Source organism: Candidatus Lariskella endosymbiont of Epinotia ramella (assembly GCF_964019805.1).
GTDB lineage: Bacteria > Pseudomonadota > Alphaproteobacteria > Rickettsiales > Midichloriaceae > Lariskella.
This window is the reverse complement of the sequence record NZ_OZ026472.1, coordinates 865,968-882,982: the sequence shown is the minus strand read 5'-3', so window position 1 is coordinate 882,982 and position 17,015 is coordinate 865,968. Positions and strand designations below refer to the sequence as shown.

Genomic DNA, 17,015 nt, shown 5'->3' with positions numbered 1-17,015 from the left:
GATACCAAAAAATAAAAATGTAATGCTAGTAGGTGGTGGACTTGGAAATGCAGTATTATTTTCAATAGGCAAAGCTTTGCGAAAAAATGGTTGTAGAGTGCTATATTTTGCTGGTTATAGAAAAGCAATAGACAGGTATAAGATAGATGAGATAGAAGAGGCTGCTGATTCTGTTGTTTGGTGCTGTCAGGATGCTTTGTTAAAAGCAAGAAGAAGTTCTGATTACTCAATTATTGGCAATATTATAGATGGTATTGCAAGTTATGATGGCACACTTATGAAGTTAAATGAGATAGATCATATAATCGTAATAGGATCTGATAAAATGATGAAAGCATTTGAGGAAGCAAGGCACAGCAAGCTCAAAAATTTATTTAAATGGCCTCATGTTGCTATAGCATCGATTAATTCGCCTATGCAATGTATGATGAAAGAGATATGTGCTCAGTGCTTGCAAAGACATGTGGATCCTGTAACAAAAAAAGAGTCTTATGTATATAGCTGCAAGCAACAAGACCAAGTAATGGATTTGGTAGATTTCAATCATCTTGGACTGAGGCTTTCTCAAAACTCTCTACAAGAAAAATTTGTCAGAGAGATGAGATTGAATAGCCCAATAAATACGTAATAAAGTTTATATACTTCTGATAAACGAAGAGTGGTTATTTAACTTATGCATATACAAAGTTAGACTTCAAAAATAGTTAAGAAAAATTGGAGCGCGTGTTTTTAAGATGTAATAGACTTCTTCTTCAAACGTTTATTATAGCGGCAAATTGCTTTGTAGCATTCTTAGCATTCATTGTTGAGGTGTTCATGTACTTTCTTGTACACCTTGTGCTTCCCCACGCTTCATATACTCCTTGCACTTGCATCACTAGAAAAAGTCTAACAAAGCCATTTATCTCTCACTAAATTTTCCAGTCAATTCTTCTTATAATGAATATAATTGTCGAATAAATAGAATAGTAGTGCTAATTAAATGGTTCTGTCGCATCTATGGATCATATTTAGCATGCTACACGAAATATGAGATTTTAGATGTTATGATGCCATTAACATTTTAAAGTTCTCAAAAGTAGATACATTGTTATTGCTTCCAACTATTTGTCCTTTTTGAATCATACGAATATTTTCTATACCGGCAATAGTAATCTTAGCACTACGAAAACTCTTAAAACCAAGCATTGGCTTGACTCGTTTTTTAATAAATCTATGATCTTGCTCTACAAGATTGTTCAGATATTTATTTTGGAATATTTTTATCTTTTGTTTCTTAGGTAAGTTTTTATTAAAGTCAGTGAGAGCAGAAGTATTACTAACACTCTTATCTATCACTATTTTTGCAGGACGATCATTATTCTTAAAAGCCTTCTTAAAAAATGCCTTAGCAGCTCTAGCATCTCTATGTTTTCTTAGTAAGAATTCGATAGTATTACCACAGGAGTCAACTGCTCTATATAGATATACCCATTTACCATTTACCTTAATATATGTTTCGTCCATTCTCCAGCTATTTCCAACCGCTTTCTTACGTTGCCTAACCTTTTGATCTATCAAAGGAGAAAACTTAATTAACCATCTTTGAAGAGTTGCATGATCTATTTTAGCCCCTCTAATACTTGCCATCTCTTCAAGTTCTCTATAACTTAACGAAAATCTACACCTCATATACACAAATAGCATTATTATTTCAGGTGATGAGCAAAATCCTTTGAAATATCTCAAGAGTTTTGGCGATATATGGAATGGCATATTTCTAGTTTTGCACTTCTTATACTATATATCACTGAACTTATCAATAGATGCGACAGAACCTTGTTATTGCTTCCAACTATTTGTCCTTTTTGAATCATACGAATATTTTCTATACCGGCAATAGTAATCTTAGCACTACGAAAACTCTTAAAACCAAGCATTGGCTTGACTCGTTTTTTTATAAATCTATGATCTTGCTCTACAAGATTGTTCAGATATTTATTTTGGAATATTTTTGGTTCTGTCGCATCTATTGATAAGTTCAGTGATATATAGTATAAGAAGTGCAAAACTAGAAATATGCCATTCCATATATCGCCAAAACTCTTGAGATATTTCAAAGGATTTTGCTCATCACCTGAAATAATAATGCTATTTGTGTATATGAGGTGTAGATTTTCGTTAAGTTATAGAGAACTTGAAGAGATGGCAAGTATTAGAGGGGCTAAAATAGATCATGCAACTCTTCAAAGATGGTTAATTAAGTTTTCTCCTTTGATAGATCAAAAGGTTAGGCAACGTAAGAAAGCGGTTGGAAATAGCTGGAGAATGGACGAAACATATATTAAGGTAAATGGTAAATGGGTATATCTATATAGAGCAGTTGACTCCTGTGGTAATACTATCGAATTCTTACTAAGAAAACATAGAGATGCTAGAGCTGCTAAGGCATTTTTTAAGAAGGCTTTTAAGAATAATGATCGTCCTGCAAAAATAGTGATAGATAAGAGTGTTAGTAATACTTCTGCTCTCACTGACTTTAATAAAAACTTACCTAAGAAACAAAAGATAAAAATATTCCAAAATAAATATCTGAACAATCTTGTAGAGCAAGATCATAGATTTATTAAAAAACGAGTCAAGCCAATGCTTGGTTTTAAGAGTTTTCGTAGTGCTAAGATTACTATTGCCGGTATAGAAAATATTCGTATGATTCAAAAAGGACAAATAGTTGGAAGCAATAACAATGTATCTACTTTTGAGAACTTTAAAATGTTAATGGCATCATAACATCTAAAATCTCATATTTCGTGTAGCATGCTAAATATGATCCATAGATGCGACAGAACCCTTTAAAATGTTAATGGCATCATAACATCTAAAATCTCATATTTCGTGTAGCATGCTAAATATGATCCATAGATGCGACAGAACCAATTAAATCACTATTGCTTGTCAAATTCTATAGGATATGATACGTGATACTAGTTGTGTTCGTTTTTGACTTAAGCTGCTGCTCTCTTTCTTTGTTCTTGCATCAGTAGTGTTTGTTTATCAAATTACTTTGTAAGAAAAAAGAGATGTATTTAATTTACAAAAACAACTGTTTTATTTAACTTAAAGTTTGCTTATCAAATACAACTAACAAAGAGATCATTAGTTTTTCTATTTACTGGTATACTATAGGTAAATGAAAAATCGGTATTTATTATGATGTACATACGAAGTTAAACTTTAAAAAGAGCTAAAAAGAATGGATGCGCAGTGTATAAATAACGAAATACATAAGGAACATTTTAAAGGCTCTAGTTTTGAAGTGTAACTAGTCGTCTGCATCATAACTCTAAGAAGCGCATGGTTTATCCTGGTTGCAAATAATTATGGTGCACCGAAAGTCCAGCAGGAAAAGTGGCAAAATTGCCATAAACCTTATGGATTTTGTGAGGCAGTGCAGGCAGTGCCTTCCCTGAGCTAATTTTTGTACATTTAAATTTCGGCAAAAATTTATTTGCGTAGCAAATTGATTTTTGGCGGACAGACTAACTAGTATACTTCTTATTCTTACATGATATGCAAGATATAATCATCGCAAAAAGATATGCAAAAGCACTGTTAGAAGCGGCTAGTTGTGACGGCCTCTTAGAGCGTATTGCAATTGACTTTAAAAGTCTAATGGCAATCATCGATAAAGATGCAAAGTCCGGAAGCTTAATGACAAACTCTATAGTACCAAAGACTTTAAAGTTATCACTTTTTGAAGCAGCAATAAAAAATATAGATTTACACAACTTTATCAAAAATTTTATGTACCTGCTTGTATATCACAATAGAGTTGCACTTATAAAATCTATTTTTGAGCAGTTTCAGCATTTACTTGATTTGCAAAATAATGTAAAAACTGTAGTTGTTAAAACTGCTTCTGAGTTGAGTAATAAGATGATAAATTCTCTGAAAAAGGGCTTGGAAGATTGTTTGATGAGTAGTGTAAGAATACAAAATATTGTTGATCCATCAATAATTGGAGGGATGGTCGTGGAAGTTGATTCCAAATTACTAGATGCTTCAATTGCTGGAAAACTAAATAGAATAAAGAAAGCTGCTGAGATGTAACATAGTCGCCTGCGTCATCACTCTAAGAAGCGCTGGATTTATGTTGGCCTGCAAGCAATTATGCTGCGCCGAAAGCACAGCAGGGGAAGTGGCAAAATTGCCAAAAACCTTATGGACTTTGTTAGGTGCTGCTTTCATAAGTGCATGCACGCGGATTTTAAGGAAATGATTTTTTAGAGTACTAGTTAATTTCTTGAGTCAAATATTATATATATTTTTGCAAAGAAATGAATAAAGTAATGGAAAATCAGGCCAAAGGAGTCTGCACAAGTGGCTTTGCTGGCAGTGCCTCAGTGGTATTTGCAAGCATAGGGCAAATTATATATCCGAAAGTTAGTGCAGGGCCGCACCTAAAGGCTAATTTTAGTACATTTAACTTTCAGCAAGAATTTGTTTGCGCAGCAAGTCAATTTTTGATGGAAAGATAAGCTAAAGTGCTAACATTTCAGGATATGCATAAGTAAAGATAAAACGAAACATGTAAATTAACTTTGTATGAAAGCATCAGAAATTTCCCAGGTATTGAAAGATAAAATACGCAATTTTGAAGACAATATAGAACTGAATGAAATTGGTGAGGTCGTCAAGGTTGCAGACGGTGTCGCTGTCATATATGGATTGAATAATGTTCAATCTGGAGAGGTGCTTGAGTTTGAGAATAATATTAAAGGCATGGCACTCAATCTAGAGGAAGAAAGCGTTGGTGCCGTATTATTTGGTGATGATAGAAGCGTCTTAGAGGGTTCTAAGGTCAAAAGAACAAATAAGATATTAGAAGTCCCAACTGGAAAAAGTTTGCTTGGTAGAGTTGTAGATGGACTTGGTAATCCACTAGATGGCAAAGGACCGCTTAAAAATGTAACAATGCAAAGAGTAGAAATAAAAGCTCCTGGCATTATGGAAAGAAAATCGGTCAGTGAGCCTGTGCAAACTGGCATTAAGGCGATAGATACTTTGATCCCAATTGGAAGAGGACAGCGTGAGCTTATAATAGGAGATAGACAAACAGGAAAAACTGCAATAGCAATAGATACTATTTTAAATCAGAAAGCTGCGCATGCAACATCAGATGAAAAATCTAAGTTATATTGTATATATGTTGCCATAGGACAAAAAAATTCTTCCGTAGCAAGAATCGTCAAAAAACTGGAAGAAGAAGGAGCTCTAGAATATTCTGTAATTGTTGTTGCTTCAGCCTCCGATAGCGCACCAATGCAATTTATAGCGCCATATGCCGCTTCCAGCATTGGAGAGTTTTTTAGAGACAATGGAATGCATGCGGTCGTTATATATGATGACCTTAGCAAACATGCTGTTGCCTATAGGCAGATGTCTCTACTTCTAAAGAGGCCGCCAGGAAGAGAAGCATATCCTGGGGATGTATTTTATCTGCATTCAAGACTTTTAGAACGTGCTGCTAAAATGTCTGATGAAAAAGGTGGCGGTTCACTTACTGCTCTGCCAATTATCGAGACTCAAGCTGGGGACGTTTCTGCTTATATTCCAACAAATGTGATTTCTATTACTGACGGGCAGATTTTCCTAGAAACAGAGCTTTTCTTCAAAGGAATAAGACCTGCAATTAACGTTGGACTTTCAGTGAGTCGTGTTGGTTCTGCGGCTCAAATTAAAGCAATGAAACAAGTTGCAGGAACAATCAAGCTTGAGCTTGCGCAGTATAGAGAAATGGAAGCATTTTCTCAATTTGCATCTGACCTTGATCCAATCACACAAAAATTACTTGCAAGAGGGGAACGCCTGACAGAGCTTTTGAAACAACCTCAATATTCTCCATCACCCATAGAAGAACAAGTAGTCATGGTATTTGCAGCTGTAAACGGCTACCTTGATGGAATAGCAGTTAGTGATATAAGAAAGTTCGAAGAAGATTTTTTACGACATATTAAATCTGAAAACCCAGATATACTGCTGCGAATACGCAATGAGAAAAAGATTGATGATAATATTAAAATAACACTAAATGGCCTGCTTGAGGCTTTCTCCAAAGGTTTTGTATAAAAGAAATAAGTGGTTATATAAAATTATGCCATCATTAAAGTCTCTTAAAATACGCATAGCAAGTGTAAAATCAACACAGAAAATTACAAAGGCTATGCAGCTAATATCTGCTTCTAGACTATATAGAGCAAGAGAGGCATTATTTGCGTCGATTCCATACTATAATGAAATGCAGAGCATAATGAGTGCGGTTATCCCCAAATATGCAAGAAATGCTGGGTGGTTAGGTCCTATGGTTCAAAATAATGGTGGTGATAAATATCTTGTTATAATAGCAACGTCTGATAGGGGGCTTTGTGGTGGTTTTAATGCAAGTATCGTGAGAAAAGCAAGGACTTTCTTATCTGAGCTTATAGCTCAAAATAAGAAAATTCACGTTATCTTTTTAGGAAAAAAGGGATATGAGTTGCTTCGTACATTTTGTCCATTTGAGTCTTGCAAAGTATATAACAACCCTAAAGAGGTTTCATTTTGTGATGCACTTAGAATTGCTGCAAAAATCCTTGCAGCCTTTCAAGATGAGCAGTTCAATGTATGCAAAATGATATACAGTGAATTCATATCTACTATACAACAACGCGTAATGCATGAACAATTGATTCCAGTTTGTAGTGATAGTTTTGATATTGATTCTGGTGATATTGTACATTCATATGAACCATCTATTGAAGAACTTCACGAACAAATTATTCCAAGATATATTGCTATACAGATTTATCATGTATTGCTTGAAAATGCTGCAAGTGAACATAGCGCAAGAATGGTTGCAATGGATGGTGCAACACGTAACTCCACAAAAATGATACAAAGATTAAAGAATATTTATAATAGAACAAGGCAAGCCAGCATTACAAGAGAGTTGACCGAAATTATCGCAGGAGCACAAGCTGTATAAATTTCTCATATGGTTAAAGTAGCATAAAAAAGTCATGCTAAACTTTGTCTTTTTGATAAATTTTAAGTCAGCTTTTCGCCTAAAATAGTGGTTATATTGCAAATTCCAAACGAATAAAAATTTATTCTAAATACCTGCTTGCATGCCTATTTTATAGCGCTTTAGCTATATAGCTTTAAAAATACCTTTTTAAAACTATGATTTTTTATTCTGCTGCTTCTATGAATCCTGTTATTGGACTGCTTTAGAAACGTTTGTTCTAGGGAAGCAAGTATAAAAGAGAATACAGAGTCTGTCTGTCAAAAATTGTTGCATTTTATATTAGACCTCTTGCATAACCTATTTAAAGCTCAAAGTTATAGATACCAGCAAGTAAATTAAACCTTAAACCGAATCGTTTTCTTCTGTTCCTATAACGATCAGCGATAATTTTAAATCGTTTGATCATGCCTATGACGTTTTCATTTAAAACACGTTCACTAGACAATTGACGATTTTTCTTTTTATCTTTCCTGCTTAGTGGTCGCTTTTTTGTCTTTTTCTTTGGTAACTCTGAATTATAATGCAACTTATCAATGCCTTGATAACCAGTATCTGTAAGAACTTTAATCTCAGGGTGGATGTGAACTCCGGATTCTTTAAATAACCTGAAATCATGACGCTTGCCATTAGAAAAATTAGTGCAAATGATTTCTTTTTTCCTTTTATCCACAATAAGCTGAGTTTTTAGAGTATGTCGCCTCTTTTTTCCCGAATAAAAGTGCTTCTGTTTTTTTTAGGTCGTTCTATCGGTGTTTCAGTAGCATCAATTAACACAAGTTCGTATTCAGAATCGCTTTTTAGTAATGCTTTACGTCCAGGTAGTGAAAATCGTTTATCTTTAATTAGAGTATCTTCAATCCAACGTATATTACGATAACAGGCACTTTCACTTATTCCATAACTGCGGGAAATATGAAAATATGTCCTGTATTCACGCAAGTACTCAAGCGTCATGAGTAATCGATCTTCTAAAGCCAATTTATTGGGTTTTCCACCTTGAGACTTTAAAATAGCTTCAGCTTCTTTTAATATACTTAGTATAACTTCAAACGTTCCTCGTTTAATGCCAGTAAGCCTGCGAAACTCTTCTGCGTATTCATCTTTGATGTTTTCAAACTTCATGTTATCCTTGATAAAATCAAGGATTTTAATCAATTTATATGGTTATGCAAGAGGTCTACTTAAAAAAATTTTAGGCAGGCTATTCCTGACTCAATGTTCACAATTATTTAGACGAGTGACCAATTATAAAATAATGACAACTAATTTTAGTTTTAAAATTACAACGGAAAAATTGTTTACCAAGTATAAATTCTTGACATAGATATCCTTAAAGCAGATATTGTCACTTGCTGTGTTAGGTTCTCTTTACATTACACTCAAATATATCCATTATATATAGGTTTCGTGCATGTCTCGACGATTCCTTAATATACCAGTTTCTAAATGGAGTTATTAGTATGCGAATAGTACAGTTATTCTTTATAATTTTTTCAATTTTATTTATGTCAAATAGTATATCAAATGCCGTCTCGAAAGAGGCAATACTTCTGCAACTCAAATATGGAGATGTTATAATTGAGCTTTATCCAGAAAAAGCGCCAAATCATGTAAAAAGAATGATAGATTTAGTAAATGAAGGGTTTTATAACGGCCTTAAGTTTCATAGAGTGATAGATGGTTTTATGGTGCAGACTGGTGATCCAAAAGGCAACGGAACTGGCGGAAGTGATAAACCAGATTTGAAAGCAGAATTCAATGATATAAAACATACCAGAGGTATATTGTCTATGGCAAGATCCGCTGATCCAAACAGTGCGAATAGTCAATTCTTCATAATGCTTGGCGATGCTTCTTATCTTGATGGACAGTATACAGCATTTGGTAAGGTTATTAAAGGAATGGAGTTTATTGATATGATAAAAAAAGGTAACTCTGCCATGAATGGTACTGTGATAGATCCTGACGTCATTGTACGTATGACTGTTATAGAGCATCCTTAAATGGATGTGTATAATTAATTAAGAGCAAATGCATGACAATAATTGGCGAAAAACTGAAGTGGAAGTGCTGAAAAAGACATCCATAGGTGCTCACTATGTAGAACTTAAGAGACGTCTCTTAATATCTGTTTCTGCTTGGATAGCAGGAATGATACTGAGCTTTTATTTTGCTGAGGATGTTTTTGCTTTTTTAACAAGACCATTGCTAGAGATCTTTGCTTCAGATGATAGTGGTTACAAACATAAACTGATATATACTCACCTAACTGAAGGTTTAATGACATATTTTAAACTTTCTATATTTGGTGGTATTATCATTGCGCATCCAATCATATTGTCACAGTTTTACTTCTTTTTGGCGCCAGGTCTATATAAACGAGAAAAAAAGGCATTGATTCCTTATATGATAGCAGCACCACTGTTGTTTTTCATTGGTGCTGCTGTTGTATATTATATGGTTATTCCTGCCGCTTGGAGATTTTTCTTAAGCTTTGAGAGAATAAACTATGAAAATATGCCGCCCATTGTGCTAGAAGCAAAGATTAGTGAATATCTTGATTTAATGATAGAAATGGTTATAGGATTTGGAGTAGCATTCCAGCTTCCAGTTGCTATCAGTCTTTTGGCGAGGGTAGGTTTTGTTACCAGCAAAGCACTAATTAGATTGAGAAAACATGCTGTAGTAGCAATTTTTATAGCCGCTGCAATATTGACACCGCCTGATGTATTGAGTCAGATTATTCTTGCGCTGCCACTCTTATTGTTGTACGAAGTCTCGATAATAATTTGCAAAATCATGGAAAAAAAGAAAGCAAATGCATGACATAAAATTTATTAGAAAATATCCAGAAGTATTCGACGCTGCCATGAGAATACGTGGTTTTGATAATATGGCATCTAAGATTCTTGCTATAGATGAAGAAATAAGGAAGAAAAAAACTGAACTTCAAGAGCTACAGACACTGAAGAATGTTATAGCAAAGAGCATAGGAGAAATTAAGGTAAGTGGTGTTGCGAGTAATGCAATTCACGCAAAGATGTCAGAACATGAGTTAATAAAGGAAGCTGAATCTATAAAGTTTAAATCTCAAGTAATTGAGTCTGAAGTTGCTGTAAATGAGTCTAAAATAAAGGAATTTTTGGTGAGTTTGCCGAACCTTCCAGATTCTGATGTTCCATTTGGTAAAGACGAGAATGACAATATACTCATTCGAGAATATGGAGCAGCAAAAATTTTTGACTTCAAACCAAAGCAGCACTTCGAACTTGGTGAAAATCTCGGGCAAATGGATTTTCAAGTTGCGGCAATGATGTCAGGCTCTAGATTTGTACTTCTAAAAAATGATATATCTCAAATGCAAAGAGCGCTCATCAATTTTATGATTGATATTCATACAGAGCACTTTGGGTATACAGAGATATCAGTGCCTTATCTTGTAAGCGATGCTGCTATGTTTAATACTGGCCAGCTTCCCAAGATGGAGGAAGAATCTTTTAAAACGACAGATGGTTATAGGCTTATACCAACAGCTGAAGTTCCACTTACTAATATTGTTGCAAACTCAATATTGAGTGAAGAGGAATTGCCACTACGCTTTGTTGCGTACAGTCCTTGTTTTAGATCAGAGGCAGGAAGTGCAGGACGTGATACTCGTGGGATGCTAAGGCAGCATCAATTTTCCAAAGTTGAGCTTGTGAGTATTACACGTCCGCAAGATTCAAAAGAAGAACATGAAAGAATGACTAGTGCTGCTGAGGAGATTTTAAATAAGCTTGAACTACCATATCGTGTGATGTTACTCTGTTCTCAGGATATGGGATTTGCCGCACAGAAGACATATGACATAGAGGTTTGGATGCCAGGACAGGACTGTTATAGAGAGATATCTAGTTGCTCAAATTGTGGCGATTTTCAAGCGATTCGTATGAAAGCAAGATATAAGGAATATCACTCCGGAGAAAATCGTTTTGTGCATACATTAAATGGTTCAGGCCTTCCGATAGGTAGAACAACTATAGCAATAATGGAAAATTATCAAGATATGCACGGTAATATATCGATTCCCACAGTGTTACAGCCTTACATGCATAATAAGAAAGTTATAGAAATGGTAAGTTAACTAAAAAGATGGAAAATAAAGAATTAACTAAAATGCCAGAATCAAGTGGCTTTGAGTACGTTGGTTTCAGCGCTAGGATGTTTGCAGCAACGATAGATCTATTTATCATAACATTATTGATTACTCCTATTGTAAATTTATTTTCATATGTATTTTATGAAGGAAAAACACCAGAAATTATGATATCAGACTTCTTTAGTATTGAACGGCAAGGCGCATCTACTTGGGACTTTTTGATATATTTAATGGACAGTTTCAAAACAGGATTTATTGTAATACAGCTTATTACTTTTTTGCTCATTTCACTGATCTTGCTTTGGTTTTGGAAAAAATATAATGCCACAATCGGGAAGATGATAATGAGATGTAGGATTATTGATGACAAAACAGGTCAAGCTCCTTCTCAAAAGCAATATATGCTTAGGTTGCTTGGCTATGTTATATCGTGTATTCCACCATTCATAGGTTTCTTCATGATGAGTTTAAATAAAAAAAACAGAGGCCTGCACGATTATATTGCTAATACCTCGGTTGTTTATATTGAAAAATCAAATTCTGCTACAAAGCAAAGACGTAAGTTTTTTCTGTGGTAATTAAGAATTTGCTAAGTTCTTTGCTACATATTATAGCACTGCGCTCAAGTAAGTGCGCATGCTAGGGTTTTTTAGAGTACAAGTTAGTACGCGCCAAAAGTTCCCATAACAAGCATGAAATAGCGCCCGGAGTGTCAAAATAGCGCTTTAAATCCGTAAGAAAATGTTATAATCCTTACGGATTTTGTGAAAGCAGTGTTTGTAGGGCGCATGAGTAATAGTATATCCAAAAATTAGCATAGGGTGGAATGGCATTGTTGCATAATGAGACTATTTCATTATTAGTACATATAAAATCCTAAAGCTTCTTACTTCAAGAAGTTTATCTGCCATTGAAATACCAGCTTTGTTAGTTTATTTAGCTGATCTATTTAGCGCGAGTTGCTAATTAAAAATTAAGCATCTAAGCTACTAATTGCAGGTAATGCAGATAAATAGATCTTTCATCAAATCATCAAAAAACAGTACATTGATGCAAAAACCTTTTCCACATGTTATTTTTGTTCATTTGCAAAACACTAAAACAACATATATGGTAAATTAAGTTGAGGTTTGCGTATTAAAGAATTGAACCAAAGCATACATATGTTATTACTTTTTTCCGAAAATCTTCGCTGTATGAGGATGGCATTTTGCCTTTGAGTGTAATACACATACGCAAACTTTAACTTAATTTACTATAGCTCCCTAAAAATCTATCATGCAGCAATCAATTAATTGGCAACTCGCGCTATTTGGCAGATAAACTCAAAGATATGCACTACGCATTATGCAACAATGCCGGCCGAATCCTTGGCTAATTTTTGGATATTGCACTTTTTCACAAAAATTTATTTGCTATGCAAATCTATTTTTGACGTATGGACCTTTTATTCGCATCTCAAAAAGCATACAACTTATAAAGCCAGTAGCTTTTGATCATAATCAATTTGCGTCATGAATAATTGGTGAAAGCACAAGTTTAACCAGTGAATCTGCCATCGCATTATCGCTCTCTTCGTTATAACCACTAAACGTACCTCTGAATTGCTCTGCGGAAATCGTTGTATCATTACTCCACAATATTTCTCCGGTATCACTGTTAACTATTCCAACTCGAATACTTGCAGTGTCATAATTACTATATTCTCCCACTACTAATGTCATCAGTGAGCTCATTACCCTTGCAGAATTATTATATGCCGTATGAGAATAGTCACAGAAGACAAGCAAAGCTTTATTTTTGTTACCAAGCTTCAATAATGCTAATTGGGAGACTTCATATGGTACATTGATCTTACTTACAATATTATGAGCTTCTTCCTGTGGCATTATAACTTCCTTGTATAGCTCAATGATTGCTGGCTGATATAACTCTCGCAGTTCTAACATCTTAGGAGAAATCTTGCTTTTATATATTTCATATTGCGAAAGAGAAATTGCATCATACCCCATACTTTGTAGGTGTGACACAAGCTTATCTGTTACTAAGGTCTCAATATGCGCTTCATAATCATAGAGTCTTTTTGCTTGCCCAAAGTATCCTTTTTCATAAGCTATAGCTTCACTTGGTAAAACAATAAATTTGCTAGTTTCTAGATCTGATTTTTTAAAATTTGCACTTTGCCTAACAGTTGTATACTTTGTACAAGCCGACAACAACAGCAAAAAAAACATTGATACGAATATTTTTTGCATTTTTCTAATATTATAAATAATTTAGCATGTGTAAGTAAATCAATTTTCAAATAAGTAGCTATTAGGTTCTTAAACGATCCTCGCAAATAAATTTTTGCAGAAAATTAAATGTACAAAAATTAGCTTTTAGATCTACTCTGCGCTAAATTTCGGATATATAATTTGTTCTATGCTTGCAAATACCACTTAGACACTGCCAGCAAAACCACTTGCACAGACTCCTTTGGCCTGATTTTCCATTACTTTATTAATTTCTGTGCAAAAATATATATAATATTTAACTCAAGAAATTAACTAGTACTCTAAAAAATCATTTCCTTAAAATCCGCGTGCGTGCACTTATGAAAGCAGCACCTAACAAAGTCCATAAGGTTTTTGGCAATTTTGCCACTTTTTCTGCTGGGTTTATGTAAGCCATCATTGTTTGCAGGTCAAGATAAATCCTATGTTCCTTAGAGTTATGATACAGGTGACTAGATAAACAGGTATTTTTTAGAAAATTCAATATGCACTTTAAAGCCATATTAGCACAACATATATGATCCTATCTTCATAAGTGCACGCGCGCAGATTTTTAGGGCATGATTTTCAAGTAGTACCAGTTAATTTCTGAATCAAGTTTATATATATTTATATATTCGCAAAGAAATGAACGAGGTAATACTTGAAAATCAGGTCAAAAGGTCTGTACAAGTGACTTTGGTGAGCAGTGCCTAACGCAGAGTAGTTCTAAAAACTAGCTTTTAGATCTGCCCTGCGCTAATTTTTGGATATATAATTTGTCCAATACATAGCAAGCACTACTTAACAACATCCATAAGGTGGCAATTTTACCATTTTTTCTGCTGGATTGATGTACGCCATAATTGTTTGCAATCAAGATACATCTTATGTTCCTTAGAGTTATGATGCATGCGACTAGATAACCTATAACTCACTAAAATCTACCATACAGAAATCATCTAATCGACAACTGGGGTTATTAAACACTATAAAATTAGCGAGCTATAACGCGTGCACGCTTAGAAGAGACAATTACGTAAACTTTTTGTCCTTGCTCAAGCGAAGCATCTTTACTCTGCACCACAGTAATAATACCACTGGTTCTGACAGCTGCAATCGCTTCTCGCATTTGCGCGCTACCCTGATAATAATCATCCTTCAGCTTCGAAGTATCTACTTTGACTATATATTCTATCCCTTCTGCAGTTCCCATTCCAGATTCAATAAATGCACCTGTAGTACCGCCAATCAATGCGCCCGCTAGGATAGATGTAGTATTTCCACCAAGAGCACTTCCAGCGACACCACCAGCAAGTGCACCAGCAGCAATACCTGTGTTATTACCTGATAACTTATCATGTTCTTTTATAACAACTGGCTTTGCAGACAAAACAACACCTTCAAATGTTAAGCTCAATGTAGTGTCACTTGTATATGTTCTACTTGAAAGATCTCTTGAACATCCTGATAAAAGCATAAGAGCAAAAATCAGCTGTAAAATTATTATATTATGTAATTTCATATGTATTTATGTGCTATGAATATAAAAAACTGTAACTACCACTATATAATAACAATTCAAAACCTCATGTCAACTACTTATAAACAAAACTCTATTTTTTTTAGTATTTACATTTTAAAGAAACATTATACTAATTGTTAATTTAGATAATATGCTATAATTTCATATATTGTTCATAATATATTGAATTAAAAGTATAATACAAATCTTATGCTTCTTCAAATATTGGCATTGCAAACTAAATATAGCTTGCAGTCATTCCTTGTTAAAAAGCATTATGATGGAGTTATAGATCATATCCATAGCCTTGCTGTGACGCTTAGTTTATGATCAAATCTGGCTAAGTAATGCCTTATCAACGAGTTGAATGATTCAACTAAGGACGTTTCAGATTTGGTAAAGCAATGCCTCCTTGCAATCCTATATTTTCCATATGCGTCATAGAGGTCGCTGCATGATATTTCTATCGCTCTTGTATAGGTAGTACAAATTTTGTTCTTCAACTACTCTTATTTATGATAAAGCAAAAATTGCAAACATAGTTATAAGCTGTTATACCTAGTCTATTAGTGGTTTGTTCCGCTTGTTGTGCAGAGTATAAGAATTATTAATATCTTTGGTTGTGTCTAATATTTTTCAAAAAATTGCTTGTGAAGTTGAGTTGATCTCAAATACAAGAGTAGAAGGCAGGGTAAGCGCTGTAAGTGGTATCTTGATCGAAGCTGAAGGTATAGAGAAAATGGTTAGTATAGGGTCGAGATGTTCGATTAAGAGTAGGTTTGATGCTCCTATTTTTGCAGAAGTAATTGGAATTAGAGGGCAAACAACACTGCTAATGCCATTTCAGCAGACAGCCGGAGTGGGTTCTGGTGCAACAGTTGAGGTTCTAGCGACTGACCAGTCTGTGTATCCGCATCAAGATTGGCTTGGTCGTGTGATAAATGCGTTTGGAGAGCCAATAGATGGGAAAGGTCCACTTCCAAAAGGAACTGTAGCGTATCATTTGCATGCGAAGCCTATACAAGCACATATGAGAAAGCGTATAGGTCCAAAGATTAACATGGGTGTTAGAGCTATTAATACGTTTTTAAGCTGTTGTCTTGGGCAAAGGATGGGTATTTTCTCAGGCTCTGGTGTCGGAAAATCTATGATGATAGCTATGATGACGAAGTTTGCTAGTACAGATATCAAAGTTATTGGTCTTATCGGCGAACGTGGACGTGAGGTGCAAGAATTTATTGAGGATTATCTCGGTCCGGATGGGCTTGCTAAAGCTATTGTAGTAGTTGCAACTTCAGATGAATCTGCGCTCACTAGAAAGCAAGCTGCGTACCTTACTATGACTCTTTGTGAATACTATCGCGATATAGGTCTTGAAGTGCTGTGTCTGATGGATAGCGTCACGCGTTTTGCAACAGCACAGCGAGAGATAGGCCTTGCAGCTGGTGAGCCACCAACTACTAAAGGTTATACACCTAGTGTCTTCAGTGAATTGCCAAAATTGCTTGAGCGAGCAGGGCCAGGAAGTATTGACACTGCTTCGATCACTGCACTTTTTAGTGTGTTGGTTGAAGGAGATGACCAAAATGAACCTATAGCTGATGCAGTGCGTGGGATTTTAGATGGTCATATAATACTAGATCGTGATATTGCAGCGCGTGGTATATATCCTGCTATAGACGTGCTTCGTAGTATTTCAAGGACTATGCCAAGATGTAATAACAGTTATGAAAATGCCTTGGTGACTAAAGCGCGAAGTTTGTTATCACTTTACAATGATATGGCAGATATGATTAGGATAGGTGTTTACAAAAAAGGTTCGGATAAGGCATTGGATGAGGCTATACAATATAACGATGCGCTAAATAAATTTATATCGCAAGCATACAATGAGCCTGAAACGATAGATTCTTCATATAAGAAACTTACTGAAGCTATAAATTTTAAAATGCCTTTAAAATCATGAGTTTTGTCATGTGTAAGTAGTCTGTCCGTCAAAAATTAAATATAGTAAATTGAGCTGAGGTTTGCGCATTCAAGAATTGAGCCAAA

14 protein-coding genes and 1 pseudogene are annotated in these 17,015 nt (G+C 34.8%); 10 read left to right on the top strand and 5 right to left on the bottom strand.

The annotated features are described in order from the left end of the window. Positions 1-1,044 precede the first annotated feature (1,044 nt). Both AACL20_RS03815 and AACL20_RS03810 read right to left on the bottom strand, forming a co-directional pair. Complete coding sequence (locus AACL20_RS03815; RefSeq protein ID WP_339051727.1) at positions 1,045-1,755, bottom strand: IS6 family transposase; 711 nt, start codon at positions 1,753-1,755, stop codon at positions 1,045-1,047. Further along, positions 1,725-1,991 (bottom strand): annotated as a pseudogene (locus AACL20_RS03810) (DDE-type integrase/transposase/recombinase); the annotation flags it as partial. The pseudogene AACL20_RS03810 and the gene AACL20_RS03815, both read right to left, overlap by 31 nt. 67 nt (positions 1,992-2,058) lie before the next feature. Between AACL20_RS03810 and AACL20_RS03805 the strand changes: the two are divergent. The 4 genes from AACL20_RS03805 (at position 2,059) to atpG (ending at position 7,003) form a co-directional block, all read left to right on the top strand. Continuing rightward, on the top strand, positions 2,059-2,769 hold the full coding sequence (locus tag AACL20_RS03805; protein ID WP_339051727.1) for an IS6 family transposase: 711 nt from the start codon (positions 2,059-2,061) through the stop codon (positions 2,767-2,769). Between the two features lie 780 nt (positions 2,770-3,549). Next, positions 3,550-4,089 (top strand): ATP synthase F1 subunit delta, encoded by a 540-nt coding sequence (gene atpH / locus AACL20_RS03800; RefSeq protein WP_339051726.1) that lies wholly within the window; start codon positions 3,550-3,552, stop codon positions 4,087-4,089. Positions 4,090-4,584: 495 nt separating this feature from the next. Next, complete coding sequence (gene atpA / locus AACL20_RS03795; protein WP_339051725.1) at positions 4,585-6,108, top strand: F0F1 ATP synthase subunit alpha; 1,524 nt, start codon at positions 4,585-4,587, stop codon at positions 6,106-6,108. A gap of 25 nt (positions 6,109-6,133) precedes the next feature. Continuing rightward, positions 6,134-7,003 (top strand): ATP synthase F1 subunit gamma, encoded by an 870-nt coding sequence (atpG, locus tag AACL20_RS03790; RefSeq protein ID WP_339042172.1) that lies wholly within the window; start codon positions 6,134-6,136, stop codon positions 7,001-7,003. Positions 7,004-7,346: 343 nt separating this feature from the next. Here the strand turns inward: atpG and AACL20_RS03785 are convergent. Further along, positions 7,347-8,167 (bottom strand): IS5 family transposase gene (locus AACL20_RS03785; RefSeq protein WP_339051669.1). Its coding sequence is split into 2 segments (ribosomal slippage): positions 7,347-7,780 and positions 7,780-8,167, totalling 822 coding nucleotides; the frame shifts between segments, so codons are not numbered across the junction. On the opposite strand from AACL20_RS03785, the gene AACL20_RS03780 reads away from it, so the two are divergent. The 5 genes from AACL20_RS03780 to AACL20_RS03760 all read left to right on the top strand — a co-directional run bounded on the left by AACL20_RS03780 (position 8,166) and on the right by AACL20_RS03760 (position 11,761). Next, positions 8,166-8,369, top strand: coding sequence for a hypothetical protein (locus AACL20_RS03780; protein WP_339051724.1), 204 nt, complete (start codon positions 8,166-8,168; stop codon positions 8,367-8,369). The two genes, AACL20_RS03785 and AACL20_RS03780, sit on opposite strands and share 2 nt — an antisense overlap. 181 nt (positions 8,370-8,550) lie before the next feature. Beyond that, positions 8,551-9,048: a peptidylprolyl isomerase gene (locus AACL20_RS03775; protein ID WP_339042174.1), complete on the top strand. Its 498-nt coding sequence runs from the start codon at positions 8,551-8,553 to the stop codon at positions 9,046-9,048. 28 nt (positions 9,049-9,076) lie between these two features. Next, positions 9,077-9,871, top strand: coding sequence for a twin-arginine translocase subunit TatC (tatC, locus tag AACL20_RS03770; RefSeq protein ID WP_339051723.1), 795 nt, complete (start codon positions 9,077-9,079; stop codon positions 9,869-9,871). Next, entirely contained in the window at positions 9,864-11,168 is a 1,305-nt protein-coding gene (gene serS, locus AACL20_RS03765; RefSeq protein ID WP_339051722.1) for a serine--tRNA ligase, read from the top strand. Before tatC ends, serS begins: the two co-directional genes overlap by 8 nt. A gap of 8 nt (positions 11,169-11,176) precedes the next feature. Next, entirely contained in the window at positions 11,177-11,761 is a 585-nt protein-coding gene (locus AACL20_RS03760; RefSeq protein WP_339051721.1) for an RDD family protein, read from the top strand. A 924-nt stretch (positions 11,762-12,685) separates the two neighbouring features. On the opposite strand, the gene AACL20_RS03755 is transcribed toward AACL20_RS03760, so the two are convergent. Together AACL20_RS03755 and AACL20_RS03750 are read right to left on the bottom strand one after the other, a co-directional pair. Further along, positions 12,686-13,438 (bottom strand): hypothetical protein, encoded by a 753-nt coding sequence (locus AACL20_RS03755; protein WP_339051720.1) that lies wholly within the window; start codon positions 13,436-13,438, stop codon positions 12,686-12,688. Positions 13,439-14,435: 997 nt separating this feature from the next. Continuing rightward, positions 14,436-14,918 carry a hypothetical protein gene (locus AACL20_RS03750; RefSeq protein ID WP_339051719.1) on the bottom strand — a complete coding sequence of 161 codons (483 nt, stop codon included), beginning with the start codon at positions 14,916-14,918 and terminating at the stop codon, positions 14,436-14,438. Positions 14,919-15,585: 667 nt separating this feature from the next. On the opposite strand from AACL20_RS03750, the gene fliI reads away from it, so the two are divergent. Then, positions 15,586-16,929, top strand: a complete 1,344-nt coding sequence (gene fliI, locus AACL20_RS03745) for a flagellar protein export ATPase FliI (RefSeq protein WP_339051718.1) — start codon at positions 15,586-15,588, stop codon at positions 16,927-16,929. Positions 16,930-17,015: the final 86 nt, after the last annotated feature.